This window comes from Sulfitobacter sp., from assembly GCF_036961165.1.
Taxonomy (GTDB): Bacteria; Pseudomonadota; Alphaproteobacteria; order Rhodobacterales; family Rhodobacteraceae; genus Sulfitobacter.
This window is the reverse complement of record NZ_JBALVJ010000048.1, coordinates 1-16431: the sequence shown is the minus strand read 5'-3', so window position 1 is coordinate 16431 and position 16431 is coordinate 1. Positions and strand designations below refer to the sequence as shown.

At 55.6% G+C, this 16431-nt stretch carries 13 protein-coding genes, 1 tRNA gene and 1 pseudogene; 2 read left to right on the top strand and 13 right to left on the bottom strand.

Annotation, left to right across the window (positions count from 1 at the left end; translation table 11 throughout):
• Nucleotides 1-63: 63 nt before the first annotated feature.
• The 8 genes and pseudogenes from rpoB to rplK form a co-directional block, all read right to left on the bottom strand.
• Nucleotides 64-4203: a DNA-directed RNA polymerase subunit beta gene (rpoB, locus tag V7730_RS16535; protein WP_335748701.1), complete on the bottom strand. Its 4140-nt coding sequence runs from the start codon at nt 4201-4203 to the stop codon at nt 64-66.
• Between the two features lie 243 nt (nt 4204-4446).
• Nucleotides 4447-4818: a 50S ribosomal protein L7/L12 gene (rplL, locus tag V7730_RS16530; RefSeq protein ID WP_335748700.1), complete on the bottom strand. Its 372-nt coding sequence runs from the start codon at nt 4816-4818 to the stop codon at nt 4447-4449.
• A gap of 79 nt (nt 4819-4897) precedes the next feature.
• On the bottom strand, nt 4898-5410 hold the full coding sequence (gene rplJ, locus V7730_RS16525; RefSeq protein WP_335748699.1) for a 50S ribosomal protein L10: 513 nt from the start codon (nt 5408-5410) through the stop codon (nt 4898-4900).
• 300 nt (nt 5411-5710) lie between these two features.
• A pseudogene (locus tag V7730_RS16520) lies at nt 5711-6138 on the bottom strand (transposase); the annotation flags it as partial.
• 134 nt (nt 6139-6272) lie between these two features.
• Nucleotides 6273-6701, bottom strand: coding sequence for an adenylyltransferase/cytidyltransferase family protein (locus V7730_RS16515; protein WP_335748698.1), 429 nt, complete (start codon nt 6699-6701; stop codon nt 6273-6275).
• The gene (locus tag V7730_RS16510; RefSeq protein ID WP_335748697.1) at nt 6698-7627 is read right to left on the bottom strand and encodes a LicD family protein; all 930 of its coding nucleotides are present in this window, start codon (nt 7625-7627) and stop codon (nt 6698-6700) included. Before V7730_RS16510 ends, V7730_RS16515 begins: the two co-directional genes overlap by 4 nt.
• A 172-nt stretch (nt 7628-7799) precedes the next feature.
• Nucleotides 7800-8498 carry a 50S ribosomal protein L1 gene (gene rplA, locus V7730_RS16505; RefSeq protein WP_335748696.1) on the bottom strand — a complete coding sequence of 233 codons (699 nt, stop codon included), beginning with the start codon at nt 8496-8498 and terminating at the stop codon, nt 7800-7802.
• A gap of 1 nt (nt 8499) precedes the next feature.
• Nucleotides 8500-8925 carry a 50S ribosomal protein L11 gene (gene rplK, locus V7730_RS16500; RefSeq protein ID WP_335748695.1) on the bottom strand — a complete coding sequence of 142 codons (426 nt, stop codon included), beginning with the start codon at nt 8923-8925 and terminating at the stop codon, nt 8500-8502.
• An 867-nt stretch (nt 8926-9792) separates the two neighbouring features.
• Between rplK and V7730_RS16495 the strand changes: the two genes are divergently transcribed.
• Entirely contained in the window at nt 9793-12363 is a 2571-nt protein-coding gene (locus V7730_RS16495; RefSeq protein ID WP_335748694.1) for a Hint domain-containing protein, read from the top strand.
• Nucleotides 12364-12551: 188 nt separating this feature from the next.
• Here V7730_RS16495 and nusG read toward each other — a convergent pair whose 3' ends face one another.
• The 4 genes from nusG to V7730_RS16475 all read right to left on the bottom strand — a co-directional run bounded on the left by nusG (nt 12552) and on the right by V7730_RS16475 (nt 14696).
• Complete coding sequence (gene nusG, locus V7730_RS16490) at nt 12552-13085, bottom strand: transcription termination/antitermination protein NusG (RefSeq protein ID WP_335748693.1); 534 nt, start codon at nt 13083-13085, stop codon at nt 12552-12554.
• A 225-nt stretch (nt 13086-13310) separates the two neighbouring features.
• On the bottom strand, nt 13311-13508 hold the full coding sequence (gene secE / locus V7730_RS16485; protein ID WP_335748692.1) for a preprotein translocase subunit SecE: 198 nt from the start codon (nt 13506-13508) through the stop codon (nt 13311-13313).
• A 78-nt stretch (nt 13509-13586) separates the two neighbouring features.
• Nucleotides 13587-14345 carry a hypothetical protein gene (locus V7730_RS16480; RefSeq protein WP_335748691.1) on the bottom strand — a complete coding sequence of 253 codons (759 nt, stop codon included), beginning with the start codon at nt 14343-14345 and terminating at the stop codon, nt 13587-13589.
• Between the two features lie 275 nt (nt 14346-14620).
• A tRNA-Trp gene (locus tag V7730_RS16475) sits at nt 14621-14696 on the bottom strand.
• A gap of 155 nt (nt 14697-14851) precedes the next feature.
• Here V7730_RS16475 and V7730_RS16470 point away from each other — a divergent pair.
• Nucleotides 14852-15352, top strand: a complete 501-nt coding sequence (locus tag V7730_RS16470) for a ferritin-like domain-containing protein (RefSeq protein WP_335748690.1) — start codon at nt 14852-14854, stop codon at nt 15350-15352.
• Between the two features lie 213 nt (nt 15353-15565).
• Here the strand turns inward: V7730_RS16470 and V7730_RS16465 are convergent, their stop codons facing one another.
• Nucleotides 15566-16231, bottom strand: coding sequence for a CatB-related O-acetyltransferase (locus V7730_RS16465; RefSeq protein ID WP_335748689.1), 666 nt, complete (start codon nt 16229-16231; stop codon nt 15566-15568).
• Nucleotides 16232-16431 lie beyond the last annotated feature (200 nt).

Sequence of the window (16431 nt, the reverse complement as noted above, 5' to 3'; positions counted from 1 at the left end):
GGGAGAGAGGGTCCGGTCTCCGCGTGGAAGACCGGACTGGAATATCTAAATTCCAGCGGTGCCCTACTCTTCATCCTCCGCATCCAGGAGTTCCATGTTGAGACCCAGACCGCGGACCTCTTTGACCAGAACGTTGAACGATTCAGGAATACCTGCTTCGAAGTTGTCCTCGCCTTTGACGATGCTCTCGTACACTTTCGTACGGCCAGCAACGTCATCCGATTTCACAGTCAGCATTTCCTGCAGGGTGTATGCAGCGCCGTAAGCTTCCAGAGCCCAGACCTCCATCTCACCAAAGCGCTGACCGCCGAACTGTGCTTTACCGCCCAATGGCTGCTGGGTAACCAGCGAGTATGGTCCGGTAGAACGCGCGTGGATTTTATCATCCACAAGGTGGTGCAGTTTCAGCAGGTACTTCACGCCAACAGTAACCTTGCGGCTGAACTGTTCGCCTGTGCGACCATCAAACAGGATCGACTGACCGGATGTGTCAAAGCCTGCACGTGCAAGGCTGTCGTTCACATCCGCTTCCTTCGCGCCGTCAAAGACGGGCGTCGCGATTGGGACACCACTGGTAACGTTACCAGCCGCTTCCAACAGATCATCCTCGCCCATACCGGCAATGCCTTCGTCGTAGACATCATCGCCGTAGGCTAGCTTCATCGCTTCACGCACGGGTGTCATATCGCCGGAACGCTTATATTCTTGCAGCGCTTCGTCGATGTTGATGCCCAGACCGCGTGCGGCCCAGCCCATGTGTGTCTCAAGGATCTGACCGACGTTCATACGCGAAGGCACACCCAGCGGGTTCAGACAGAAATCAACCGGTGTACCGTCTGCGAGGAACGGCATGTCCTCCATTGGTACCACTTTGGAGATAACACCCTTGTTCCCGTGACGACCGGCCATTTTATCACCAGGCTGAAGCTTACGCTTCACCGCGACGAATACTTTGACCATCTTCATCACACCGGGGGGCAGATCATCGCCACGGCGTACTTTCTCGACTTTGTCCTCAAAACGCGCGTTCAAGGTCCGTTTCTGGATCTCGTACTGCTCGTTCAGAGCCTCAACGACCTTCGCATCGTCTTCGTCCTCAAGGGCAAGCTGCCACCACTGACCACGGGACAGAACGTCGTCCAGCGTCTCTTCGGTGATCTGGCTGCCTGGCTTAACGCCTTTGGGGCCTTTGACCGCGATCTTGCCAAGCAGCATCTCACGCAGACGCGCATAGATGTTACGGTCAAGGATCGCGAGTTCGTCATCGCGGTCACGGGCTAGACGTTCAACTTCTTCACGCTCGATCTGGAGCGCACGTTCGTCTTTCTCAACGCCGTGGCGGTTGAACACACGAACTTCGACGACTGTACCAAAATCACCCGGCTTCACACGCAGCGAGGTATCGCGCACGTCCGAGGCTTTTTCACCAAAGATGGCGCGCAGAAGCTTTTCTTCCGGCGTCATCGGGCTTTCGCCTTTTGGCGTGATTTTACCCACAAGGATATCGCCCGGCTCAACGTCTGCGCCGATGTATACGATGCCAGCCTCGTCGAGGTTGCGCAGTGCTTCTTCACCAACGTTTGGAATATCGCGTGTGATTTCCTCTGGCCCAAGCTTCGTGTCACGGGCGGCGACTTCGAATTCTTCGATGTGGATCGAAGTGAAGACGTCGTCACGGCTGACGCGTTCGGAGATCAGGATGGAGTCTTCGTAGTTGTAGCCGTTCCACGGCATAAACGCGACGATCACGTTTTTACCAAGGGCCAGTTCGCCCATGTCTGTGGACGGACCATCCGCAATAACCTGACCCTTCGTAACCGTGTCGCCCACTTTCACCAGCGGACGCTGGTTGATGCAGGTGTTCTGGTTCGAGCGCTGGAACTTACGCATGCGGTAGATGTCTACGCCTGCATCGCCCAGCTCAAGGTCTTCGGTTGCGCGGATAACGATACGTGTCGCGTCCACTTGGTCAATCACGCCTGCGCGCTTTGCCATGTAGGCCGCACCGGAATCGCGTGCCACTACTTCTTCGATACCTGTACCAACAAGCGGTGCTTCCGCTTGCAGTAATGGCACCGCCTGACGTTGCATGTTCGAGCCCATCAAGGCCCTGTTCGCATCGTCGTTCTCAAGGAACGGGATCAGCGAGGCAGCAACAGACACCAACTGCTTCGGCGACACGTCGATCAGGTCCACGTTCATGGAAGGCGACAGCGTGTAGTCGCCGGATTTCCGCGTGGAAACCAGATCGTTTACGAACTTCATGTTTTCATCAAGGTGCGCGTTGGCCTGCGCCACAGTGTGACGCATCTCTTCGGTGGCGGACATGTACTGTACGTCATCAGAGACGATACCGTCCTTCACCTTGCGGTAAGGCGTTTCGATGAAGCCATACTTATTCACACGGGCAAACGTCGCCAGTGAGTTGATCAGACCAATGTTCGGACCTTCAGGCGTTTCAATCGGACACATCCGGCCATAGTGGGTCGGGTGAACGTCACGTACTTCAAAGCCGGCACGCTCACGTGTCAGACCACCTGGTCCAAGCGCTGAAAGGCGACGCTTGTGCGTGACCTCGGACAGTGGGTTGGTTTGGTCCATAAACTGCGACAGCTGCGAAGAGCCGAAGAATTCACGTACCGCAGCAGCCGCTGGTTTCGCGTTGATCAGATCCTGAGGCATGACTGTGTCGATTTCGACAGAGGACATACGCTCTTTGATCGCGCGCTCCATGCGGAGCAGACCAACACGGTACTGGTTTTCCATCAGTTCGCCAACGGAACGCACACGACGGTTACCAAGGTGGTCGATATCGTCGATATCGCCGCGGCCGTCGCGCAGATCAACCAGTGCTTTGATACAAGCAACGATGTCAGCACGGTCCAGCGTGCGCTGGGTGTCTTCTTTGTCCAACGCCAGACGCATGTTCATTTTCACACGGCCAACAGCGGAGAGGTCGTAACGCTCCGAGTCAAAGAACAACGTGTCGAACAGGTTCGACGCGGCCTCAACGGTGGGCGGCTCGCCCGGACGCATAACGCGGTAGATGTCCATGAGCGCGGTGTCGCGGTTCATGTTCTTGTCTGCCGCCATCGTGTTGCGCATGTATGGGCCGACGTTGACGTTATCGATGTCCAAGAGTGGGATCTCGGTGATACCGGCATCAACAAGCTCTTTGGCGGTCCCGCCGATGAGCGTGCCGTCTTTGTCATACTCAAGCGTCATCTCGTCACCGGCTTCGACATAGATCGCGCCAGTTTCTTCGTTGATGATGTCCTTAGAGACAAACCTGCCCTGAATGTGATCGAATGGGAGCAGAAGCGCGCTTACTTCGCCGACGTCGATCAACTGCTTCACAGCGCGTGGGGTGATCTTTTTGCCCGCTTCAAACAGCACTTCGCCGCTTGCCGCGTCTACGATGTCATAGGTTGGGCGTGTGCCACGGATCCGCTCGGGGAAGAACGGTGCAACCCAACCTTTGCCCTTTTCGAGCTTGAAGTGCACGGTGTTGTAATAGGCATCCATGATCGCTTCTTGATCGAGGCCCAGTGAGTACAGCAGCGTGGTGACAGGCAGCTTACGACGACGGTCAATACGCGCGAACACGATGTCTTTAGCGTCGAATTCAAAATCCAGCCACGAACCACGGTAAGGGATGATCCGGCAAGCGAACAAAAGCTTGCCCGAAGAGTGCGTCTTACCTTTGTCGTGGTCAAAGAACACACCGGGTGAACGGTGCATCTGGCTTACGATCACACGCTCGGTGCCGTTTACAACAAACGTACCGTTTGGTGTCATCAAAGGCATGTCGCCCATGAACACGTCTTGTTCTTTGATATCCTTAACGGATTTCGCGCCTGTATCCTCGTCGATATCAAACACGATCAGACGGAGCGTTACCTTAAGCGGTGCGGCATAAGTCATGTCGCGCTGCTGGCATTCCTCAACATCATACTTCGGCTTCTCAAGTTCGTATTTCACGAACTCAAGAATGGATGTCTCGTTGAAATCCTTGATCGGGAATACCGATTGGAAAACGCCCTGGATGCCGTCACCATCGGTGGGCGTCTCGGCATCGCCGGAATTCAAGAACAGGTCGTAGGAAGATTTTTGAACCTCGATCAGGTTCGGCATTTCCAGCACTTCGCGGATTTTGCCATAATATTTACGTAGACGCTTCTGGCCAAGGAAGGATTGTGCCATATGTCGTGTCACCTTTCGTGTCTCTTGCCGAATGCGCCATCGCCGGGGCCGCGATGCACACCCATAAGAGCGGTTAAGTCCGGTCTATGCTGGAGCGCGTCCCACCGCACCCCTTCCGACCTTTGGACCTCTCCAGAAAGACGCTCGTTTACGTAAGCGCCTTCCAAGACAGGTTTGGCTGGACAGGGTTTAAACCCCATCCAGCCAGTGTTTTTTGCAGGAAAATCATTCCCGCTAAGCGGCTTAGGCCAGCTCGACTTCTGCGCCAGCTGCTTCCAGCTTGGCTTTGATGTCTTCTGCTTCGGCTTTGTCGATGCCTTCTTTTATCTTGCCGCCAGCTTCGACCAGATCTTTGGCTTCTTTCAGGCCCAGACCGGTGATGCCGCGAACTTCTTTGATCACGTTGATTTTGGACGCGCCGGCGTTCTTAAGAACGACGTCGAATTCGGTTTTTTCCTCAGCAGCGGCTGCGCCGTCTGCAGGGCCCGCCATCATGACTGCGCCACCGGCTGCAGGCTCGATGCCGTACTCGTCTTTGAGGATTGTTTTCAGTTCTTGTGCTTCAAGCAGTGTCAGACCAACGATGTCTTCTGCCAGTTTTTTCAGATCAGCCATGTTTTAGCTCTTTCCGTTAACGATATGTGTGTTCCAACGTGTAGTTTCAACTACCACGCCGATTTGACGATATTGTCGCTTACGCAGCCTTGTCTTCGATCGTTGACAAGATGGATGCGATGTTGCTTGCAGGTGCGCCAATGGCGCCAGCGATGTTGGAAGCAGGTGCGCCCAGCATGCCCGCGATTGTGGCGATAAGCTCGTCACGCGAAGGCATTTTAGACACGGCTTCTACACCGGCGACGTCCAACGCATTCTCACCCATTGCACCACCGAGAATGACAAGCTTGTCATTCTCTTTGGCGAATTCCTGAGCAACCTTGGCAGCTGCCACAGGATCCTCAGAGTAGGTCAGAACGGTCATACCCGTCAGAAGGTCAGCAATGCTTGCGCATGGCTTGCCCTCAAGGGCGATCTTGGCGAGCCTGTTTTTGGCAACACGCACAGACCCACCCGCAGCGCTTGCACGCGCACGTAGATCCTGCATTTCAGCAACTGTCAGACCGACGTAATGGCTAACCACTACAACGCCAGAGCTTTCAAAGATTTGGCCGAGTTCGTCGACCAACTGTTCTTTTTGTGCTCTATCCACAGTTTCTCTCCAAAGTTATCGGAGGGGTGACCCTCCGGGCTCGTTTTGCCGGACAGATGTCCGACGTCGGGTCCTTACGGGTCCTTCCCAAGATCATCCGAGAGCAAAGCCCTGAAAAATCTATAGTCATTCCCCATCTCAGGCAGGAATTATGGACTGAATTCCCAGCCCACCCGCCATCTCGGACGAAGCGCAAAAAGCGCACGACGAATCGTGCGCTGAGATGCAATAGCCGATGTAGTCGGAATAAGAAGCAATGCCAACAGCAAAACCGCTGCAGCAGATATCTAGGTTCAGGGCTCATAACCAGAATATCACGGTTGCAGCGAGAGCGATGGCCGACCCGAACACCTTCGGGCACCGGTCATGCTCGCCTTCAGTCTTTCAAACGGCCAAACATGATCTCAATCCGGTTTCGTCGTTTGTATCTACGTTTGTCGTACTTGATGACCTTATCGCGCGATTTTCGCCCCGGCATGCAGGGCGTTATCCCCATAATTACAAGGTCCTCGCGAAACCAATCCGCGTCATAACCGCGATCCATTGCCGACGGGGTTGTGCGCAGCATGATCCCGAAAGGGGCCCAGCAACTACTCTGCTGATGGAAGGCTGCTCACGAGAGCACGAGCGCCAGTATAGTCGCTGATCTGCCCAGCAGTCATGAAGAACCGAATGGGCCGCCCAACCGCGTCAGTCACTGCATGTAATTTGGTGTTCATACCGCTCTTGGGAAAGTACGGTCGAAGTCGCACCATTTGCTCTTCACTCAGCCGAAAATGGGTTACTCATAAAAACCCCCTACAGTTTGCGGGTTTGAATCATGCAGCCATGACAGCATCAACCAGATTAATGGGTCCTGAGCCTAGACGGATGGCCCTGCACGCATGGACTGGATCAGGGCCTTCAATTCGGTGGTCGAGATATTCTCGGTACGCGGGAGATACAGCACGTCACACAAATCCTGCAGATCGTCAAATTTGCCGGTCCAGTCATCGCCCATCGCAAACAAGCTCACACCATAACGCTGCACATCGTCGCGCTTTTGCGCCCAATTTTCTTCGGGAATGACCTGATCCACATAGCGGCAAGCCTCCAGAATCTCAACGCGGTGTGCGTAGGGAATGGCCGTTGTCTTACCCTTTCCCCCGTTGAATTCATCGGTCGAGCAACCAACGATCAACTTATCGCCCAGCGCCGACAGCCGTTTGAGCAGACGCAGATGGCCCACATGGAACAAATCAAACGTCCCATATGTCAAAAGCACGGTTTCACCTTCTGGCTTACCGTTCATGACTGGCCCGCCTTATCCAGTGCGGTCCGGAAATCCGCAAATTTCTTGTTGGCCGCCGCCCAGGCGAAGGCAAAGCCCGGATCCGGCTTCCGCCAGCCGGGACCATAATTCACCACCAACATCCCTTCGGCATTGCGCGGAATTGGCAGGCCAGTGGTCTTACACGCGGCTAGCGGCAGCAGATCATCGCGCGACAGCTCGCCGCTGGTATGGGGGTAAAGGTACAGCCGGTCATCCACGATCCACGCAGGAAAGACGTCAATGTTCACGCCACTGGTCGAGTTCAACTTGAACATCCCCAGATTACGCCGCGCACGCTTTTCAACAACGCCGCGCGCGATCAGGGTGGCGATACCGGCAGCCCATTGCTGCGCTGCATCTTCAGCGCTGGTAGCAGGCATCAGGACGGCGATATCGACATCGTCATCATGATCGATAAAACGCCCCTCGCGGACTGCGCCCAACAACGTACCAGAGTTCAAGAAGGCAGGGCCAAACACCTCTGCAACAGCCGCAAGCGCGGCTTGAGTATCGCGCCACAGCTGAGGCTGATCCACATCTGTTAGCGGCCTGTTGAATATTACCCCCTCCAGCGAAAATCCATGCTCTGCAGCAGCAGAGATGCGGTCTGCAAATTCGAAATACGCAGGCTGCTCCCCTGCTGCCAGTCGGGCTTGAAACAGCCGATATAGCGGCTTTTGCGCGCGGCGTGGACGGCGGCCACGGGCGATCACGACCGCGGCAAACGCCTCAAGCGCCAGAGGCGAGGCAGCGGCAGCAGCGGACAGATCCAACGCATCAAGCGCGGCAACCGCACCGACAGCGTCGTATGCAACAGGATCGCCGGACAGATGCGCCAGAGCGGCATCTCGCAGCGCCATCAAGGCCTCTGAGGTCGTCTCGTTATAGGGGGCGGTCTGGATCACGCTGCTCGGTCCTTTTCAGGTCACACTCAGGTCGCCAGACGTCGCGCACAATGGAACAGGCCGCCAAACCGGCTAAATCCCGGCGGTCGCCGCTATATTGCAACACTTAGATCCCCAACGAAAAAGAGCGGGCACAAGGCCCGCTCTGTCTCATACATAAGGGGGACGCGGCTTACTCGGAAGCAGCGTTATCCACAGATACGGTCACGCCTGGGCCCATTGTGGAGCTCAGCGCGATTTTCTTCATGTAGGAACCTTTGGCACCTGTTGGCTTGGCCTTTGCAACTGCGCCGACGAATGCGCGGATGTTTTCAACCAGCTTGGCTTCGTCAAAGGATGCTTTGCCAACGCCTGCATGGACGACACCGCCCTTTTCAGCTTTGAACTGCACTTCGCCGCCTTTAGCTGCTTTCACAGCTGCTGCCACATCCATGGTCACAGTACCGACCTTGGGGTTTGGCATCAGGTTGCGTGGGCCCAGAACTTTACCAAGGCGACCCACAACAGGCATCATGTCCGGAGTCGCGATGCAACGATCAAAGTCGATCTTGCCGCCTTGCACGATTTCCATCAGGTCCTCGGCGCCAACGATATCGGCGCCGGCTGCCTTGGCTTCATCAGCTTTGGCGCCGCGTGCAAATACAGCTACACGAACGTTTTTACCTGTACCGTTTGGCAGGCCCACAACGCCACGGACCATCTGGTCTGCGTGACGTGGATCAATGCCGAGGTTCATGGCGATTTCAACAGTCTCGTCGAACTTTGTCTTCGAGTTGCCTTTGATCAGCGCCACAGCTTCTTCAACTGTGAGGCCCTCTTTGCCGACGAATGCTTCACGTGCGGCGCGGGTACGTTTTCCAAGTTTAGCCATCTTACTTAACCTCGATGCCCATGGACTTTGCGGAGCCCAAAATAATTTTCATCGCCTGTTCGACGTCGTTTGCGGACAAATCGGCCATTTTAGCTTCTGCAATTTCGCGCAGCTGCTTGGGCGTGATTGTTCCAACGGTCTCACGGCTTGGTGTTTTGGCACCGGAGCTAACTTTAGCGGCTTTTTTCAGGTAGTGGGACGCTGGAGGCGTCTTGATGTCCATCGTGAAGGACTTATCCTGATAATAGCTAATAATAGTCGGGCAAGGTGCGCCTGGCTCCATATCAGCTGTCTTGGCGTTAAACGCCTTACAGAATTCCATGATGTTGATGCCGCGCTGACCCAGCGCAGGGCCCACAGGTGGGGACGGGTTTGCTTGACCCGCTTTAACTTGCAACTTCATCGTACCGACGAGTTTCTTGGCCATTGGCCTTCTCCTTTTCAACCACCTCGGGACGCGTCCCTCGGCATATATGTTGCGTGGTTATGGTCCGGATGCCGCGGCACCCTCGCCTCCCACGTGAATGAATCGCCCCATAGGGCAACTCGGGCGGGATACCCATATGCAAGGGATATTGCAAGAGATGGTTGCAGGTGGCTTGTTCCACGTCGGATTAGCGCGCCAAGTGAACGTGCGCAGACCATGGCTAGATAACCAAAATTTGCGCGATCATGTCGCTGATCGCACCAGTCGTGAGAAACGCTCGATCAAGAGCATCGATTAACGCCCACACCTTCGCCGAGGGCTCCGTCAACCAGCCCAGAAATTCGCCTAGTGCGAAAAGTACTTTCCCGACAGTACTTTAATCACCTGATACCGCTCGTATGCGCCGCCGGGTTGGCTGGGAGCACAGGCAAAACTCGCTTCATTTGCCTGAGGGCACATTTACTACAGTCTCTGACAACAACACGTCGATCCGCCGGATCGTTCACCTTAGGGCCACTGATTGCGGCCAAAATTGGGCTTTTCAGCTGAATAGTTCCATTTTTAGACACATTCGTCCCAATCTTTTCTCAAATACCACCCAATCTCGCCCCACCCCCTTTGTATTCACAATGGAAACAACCGACCGAAATTTCGGTCATTGGCCAAAGCCCCAAGCAAAAGGGGCAAAGCCTCCAGAATAGGACGTAGGGAAATAACAGGCGCGACAATCGGGCAACAACGCCCAGCAATTTGGAGCACGGGAGGTCGGGAAAACCAGTCGGTTTTCTCTACTTTTCAGCAATGGTCCAATTTTACCGCCACTGCACCCTATGACGCCTGCCTCCTGATGCGCTGGAGGAACTGAGCATGCCTACGCATTTCTCCCTCTTCTTCCTTGGTGTCGCTCCGCAAATTGACACGGTCGAAGGCAATAATACGTCCGAAAACCACACCGCGCTGAACGGCGTGGCCTTTGGCGGCGTCGGCAATGAAATCTCAAACTACATTCAAACGCTGTCCGATACTCCCGGCAATAACTACGCATCAACAGGCAATGCTACGGCTTATGACGCGGACAACAATGTAGCGAACGAAACATTCTCGATCGATGGCGGTGCGCTGCAAACGCATGACGCGACGATGATCTATAACAACACGGTCATCACCTACACCGACGGCACGACAGCCACGGTCAACGCGATCATGATGCAGGATACCGGCGGCAATCTATACTTGCTGCCACCGACAACGGGCCCTAACGCCTATTCGACGGCGCTTGAAGAAAAGCCTATCGAAGCCGTCACTTTGGGCACTGCGGCACCGTCAGGCGGCACCAACGTCTATGGTATGACCGCCAACCGCTACGATCTGGACTTTGATTACAGCGATACTGATCGCGATGGGATACTGGACGCCGACGATCTTGATGACGATGGCGACGGCATTCTTGACACCAACGAAGGTCTCAGCACCGCGCCCCCCACATCTGTCACCGTCACGATGAATGGGGATAACTATTCTGGTTTAGACAACACTAAGTGGGAACTGCTCGACAGCAGCAACAATGTCATCCAAAGCGGTATCTCCTCTGGCGACAACCAGATCGACAGCTGGACTTTTGCCGCTCCGGCAAACGGTGATTACACCTTCGTCGTGTACGACGACTACGGCGATGGCCTACGGGGGCCGGACAGCGCCGATGGCTTAGCCAATTACACTCTGTCAATCGATGGCACGACCGTCGTCGACAGCGGCAATCTACCAAATTTCGGATCCTCTGTTTCGCACGCGGTCACGGTTGAGGACACGGCTATCACAACGGACAGCGATGGCGACGGCATTGCCGATCACCTTGATCTGGACAGCGACAATGACGGAATAACCGACAATGTCGAAATGCAGGCCACCGGCAGCTACACCGCTCCGTCCGGTTCGGACACTGACGGCGACGGTGTCGACGACGCCTATGATGCAACACCAACAACCGGTGCAGCCGGCTCAAATGGGTTGATCCCGGTTGATACCGATAGTGACGGCGCTGCGGACTACCTTGATACTGACAGCGAGAATGACGGTATTCTCGACGTGGACGAAGCGGGCCATGGCATCAGCCAAGCCGTGATCGACGCATCAGGAGACAGCGATGGTGACGGGATCATGGATGCGGTTGACGACGTTCCAGGTTGGGACGTCAACGACCTAGATGTTGACGGTGCGGGTAATTTCACACTGGCGGACAGCGACAACGATGTCGCAGCCGACGGCTCCGATGCGTTGCCGATGATCAACGATCTCGATTTCCGCGACGCGGGTACCCCTGACTACATCGTTGAGGGCACGGGTGGCGGCGATCTGATTGACGCCAGCTATGTTGGTGACCTTGACGGCGACCGCATCGACAACAACGACCACTCCGATGGATCGAACGATGACAGCATTGAGGCCGGTGCAGGGAACGACACAATCGTCGCTGCAGATGGCAACGACACGGTCCACGCTGGCGAGGGTAACGACTCGATTTCAGGCGGAGCGGGCAGTGATTCGTTGTTCGGTGATGCGGGCAACGATACCCTCGATGTCGCTGAAGGTGACATCGCGTTTGGCGGTGATGGAGAAGATCTTTTCGTCCTGACAGACATCGGTGAGGCAGGCGCTGGCACCATCACCATCGACGGGGGCACAACTGGTGAGCCGGGCGGCGATACGCTTGATCTTAACGGCCTAGGCGACCGGACCACGCTGGTCTTTTCCCCGTCCGCTAGCGATCCAGATGCATTTGACGGCACAATCACTTTGTTGGACGGCACCGTCGTTTCATTCTCGAACATCGAAAACATCATCTGTTTCAAACGCGGCACAATGATTGCCACGCCGGATGGCGAACGCGCTGCCGAAACGCTACGTCCCGGTGATTTGGTCATGACAAAAGATGCAGGCCCTCAACCGCTGGGCTGGACCGGACAAAGCACCGTGCCAGGCACCGGCAAACACGCCCCGATCACCCTTGCGCCCGAGCTGACCGGTGCGCGGCGCCCACTGACCGTTTCACCTCAACACCGCATGCTGTTCACTGACTGGCGCGCCGAACTGATGTACGGCGACGCAGAAGTGTTTATCCCAGCCTCCCATATGCTGGGTTTTGAAGGCGCCGAAACCGCCCCAGCGGAGCGCGTTACCTATATTCACCACATGCTAGACCAGCATCATGTTATTTACGCCGAGGGCGCTGAAACCGAAAGCTTCCACCTCGCCGAAGAGGGCCTCAAAGCCCTGCACCCTGATGCTCAGGAAGAACTATTCTCGGCCTACCCTGCCCTGCGAGATAGTCTCGCGGCTCACGGCTCCACCGCCCGCCGCAGCCTGAAGTTTTTTGAAAGCCACGCGCTGCTCTCGCGGACGGTCACACCCAAGCACTCCGAAGTCTCGATGGCGGCGTAAGGAACTCCGGGGCCGATCCGCGTCGTGATTGCCCAACACTTTCCAAAAGCAGCATACCCACTGCAGATTTTCACCCGCGCCGAAATCAGAACGTCATTCTTAATACGTCTGGAAACAAGAAAAAAGCGTCACCCCGCAAGAGGTGACGCCTTTAATTTCTGTTAAAGCTTCGGGGAAACCCGCAGCAATCAGATCTGTTTGTTCACCTGAGTAAAGTCCAACTCGACCGGCGTTTCGCGACCAAAGATCGACACCATAACTTTGAGCTTCTGGCTGTCTTCGTCAACCTGTTCGACCATGCCGTCGAAGTCCTCGAACGGACCATCGGCCACTTTGACTCTTTCGCCGATTTCGAAGTGGATGAGCGTACGAGGCGCTTCTTCTCCCTCTTGGACACGACCAAGGATCGCTGTCACTTCGGCATCGCGCATTGGCATCGGGCGACCCTGTGGGCCCAAAAAGCCGGTGACGCGGTTGATCGAATTGATCAGGTGATAACCACGGTCGGACATCTCCATGTGAACCAGCACATAGCCGGGCATGAAACGACGCTCCGTCGTGACTTTCTTACCGCGCCGTACTTCGATCACCTCTTCGGTGGGTACAAGCACTTCGTCGATCTGGTCTTCAAGTTCTTGCTCAGCAACTGTGTTGCGGATCTGCTCGGCGATCTTTTTCTCAAAGTTCGACAGGACGCTGACCGAATACCACCTTTTTGCCATTTGATCTTTCCGTCCTTGTCTAGAGCGCGTTGCGCGCTTGCGAATTCCTAAAACACTTCAGGGCCTTGGCCCATGCAGCCTACAACAAGCATCGGCGCGCAAATCGAATCATCGCACGCATGTCGCAGGACAGACTTGCGAACTAGCCCACACGCCATTGGGATTCAAGTGTTTGCAGACGTTTTTGCGGGCTTGTTGTGCCCCGCACAGTGCAACAGTCCGGCTTTAGCCGAACATGTTCAGCACGTATTGGAGACCACCGCGAATCACGATATCAACCAAAGCGAAGAATATCGCCGTCAGTGCAGCAAGGATAAAGACCATCACTGTGGTCAACATCACCTCACGGCGTGTCGGCCAGACGACCTTTGCCACTTCGGCACGGACCTGCTGAATGAAATGAAGCGGTTTGGTGACGGCCATGGATCACATCCTGATTTTTCGTGTTAAATTTATCTAACTGCTGATTGCGGGTGTTTCAAGGCTGCAATTTTCGCAGCTTCAAGCGCCCTTTTCGTGCAAGCCCGATAGCCGACGCTCCATAGCCTCCGCATGGCGATCCTCGGCTGTTGCCAGATCACCAAAATCAGGCAGGTATAGCGCGTCCACAGAGCCCTCGGGAAAGCGATCAAGAATGGCATCCCAACGGACGGCAAACCGGTCCAACCGCGCATGAAGCACCGCCGCACGCTCCGGTCGACGGTTAGCGTACCAGCGGCCAAGCTTCATCACACCCTGCCAGAATCCGTCATACCCCGCGATCAGGAAGACCCCGACCAGAATGAGCAACGAAAGCACGACCAGGCCAAGCACAAGCCACGGACGCATAAGCACCACCAGCGCCAACGCGCCCAACGCGATATGCGCAGGTTTGGGCCTATACGCCTTAACCTTCGCCACAATCCCGTCACTTGATGCAACGGTTTCCGGCTGTGGCGTGCGCACTGGCGCTGCCTTTTGGGTTTTGGCCGCGCGGCGCTTCAGGATCCCGCCAAGCGGGAACTTCCGGCGGGATTTTTTTGGCGCTGCGGTTACAGAATCACTGGCCGCCTCTGCGCTTTCAAGCTCCGGAAAAAATGAGGCTTTTCTAGGTGGGGCCGCGACTTCAGGCGGTTGTTCGACGGGCGCGGTTTTCTCACGAGACAGACTGCGGCGCGGCGCGGGCTTTGTCTCTTCCGTCAAGATTGAGCGGATCGCGTCAAGCGCACCATCGTCAAGCTTGCTTTCCGCTGTTTCGGGGGATGAGTCTTTTGAAGCCATTGTCATCTGTCCATACCATTGCGCGGGTTTATCAGACGGAAGATATGGACCCACGATACGGCACTTCGATGGAGGCTATATGGCAGCAATGTGGCGCTATCCCCAGACAGCGCACAAAGCCCGCCATTAACCAAGACAGTTTCCAGAAACGGCCAAATACGCAGATATGGCATCTAACCATCGGCCTGACATGCCTAACGTTTATGGCCGGGAAATTCTGAGATGGATGATCAGGCTAAGCCGTAGTCTTCCCGACAGCAAAAACGCTGTTAAATTGGCAGGGGCTGAGGGACTCGAACCCACGACCCTCGGTTTTGGAGACCGATGCTCTACCAACTGAGCTAAACCCCTATGCCGGGGGTCTGCGTAGTCTGGATTGCGCAGAGGATCAAGAGGCTTCACAGCCCCGGTCACAGAAATTCATGCAGAAAAATCGGAACATCATGCTGCCCGTTGCGGTTGATACCCCAAGCAAGCAATTTAAAATCAAACCGAAGGAGACCGAAATGCCCCTGAACAATCTGCAAGATGTATACTTTGACCAACTCCAAGACCTCCACAGCGCCTGCAAGCAATCGCTTGAGGCCACCACCGAGTTGGGCCGCGCAGCTACTGACAAAGAGCTCAGCGAAGCTCTCATCGCGGGTGCGAATGGCATCAGCCAAGGCATGGATAAAATCAAATCACTCTGTTCTGAACATGACCTCGACCCTGATGGTGAACACTGCAAGGGCATGGAAGGTTTGGTGAAAGAAGCGCGTGCGCACGGGATTGAACAAGAATTCGGCGATGACGCTGCCCGCGACGCGATGATTATTACGCAGTACCAACGCTTGGTCCACTATGCGCTGGCAGGTTATGGCTGCGTTGTCGCGTTCGCCAACCGCCTTGGCTTTGACGAGGACGGAGCGGTCCTGCAGTCTATGTTGGATGAGACATATGACGGCGACCGCCGGATGACGGAAATTGCGACACGCAGCGACGGCCTGAACAAAGCAGCCGCTTAAGCCGACCTACCGTTAATTCAATTCGCACCCTCCTGCAGACAGCAGGAGGGTGTCACGCATTTACGACCCATTGTGAATCCACGCACGGATCGATAGAAAAAACAGCCCAATTTGGTAGAACAACCGCGCTCGTAATCCATCTGGCCCTCAGTACGGTTCGATTCGAGCATTTCAAGCTCAACAAAACCCTCGCCCTGGAGTCCGCAAGAAGCCTCATGGCGCATGCTCAATCAACGCCTCGACATCACCCCCACAGATAAGCTCCTCGAGCGCGAGGATGCGCTCAATGGGCCAGTCCCACCAGCATATAGCCCCTAACATCTCAACCTGCGCAGGCGTGAAACGCTTCCGCCGAACAGTTGCCGGATTTCCGCCAATCACGCTGAACGGGGCGACATTTCCGCTGACAACTGAACCGGCCCCTACAATCACTCCGTCACCAATCTGCGCTCCGGGCAAAACCTTGGCCCCCTGACCGATCCACACATCATTGCCAATAATTGTATCTGGTCCGGCCGTTTGAGGAAGCGACGGCCTGCCCTCCCTGCCTCCTCCGCCGAATACGGCAAATGGATATGTGGAAATCCCGTCATAGCGATGATTGGCGGAGGCCGTAATGAACTGAACGCCATCCGCAATTTGGCAAAACTTTCCGATGATCAGCCGCTCGAGGCTAAAGTCATAAAGGTAGGGTGCCAGATGAGCCGCCCAATCATCCGGCGGATGATGCGCACTGGCGTAGGAGTAAGCGCCAACTTCAATACGAGGATGATCAATAGCCGCCGCAAGAAACACCGTCCCCGCATGCATCGTCCCGTCAGGCAACGTTATGGGGTGCGATGTGTCTGGAGCCGGAAAAATAGCGTCTTTGTGCGACATGGGACCTCCCGCAGTGTATAAGCAGTATGGAACGCCAACGCGCGAAGGCCAAGCACGCCTTATCTACGACCCCAAACGCAACAGAGGCCCCCCTTTCGGGAGGCCTCTGCCAGTCTCAGTCACATATCCGACCTTACGGCCAGCAGTGATTATTCGGTGATTTTGGAAACCACGCCGGCGCCGACTGTGCGGCCGCCTTC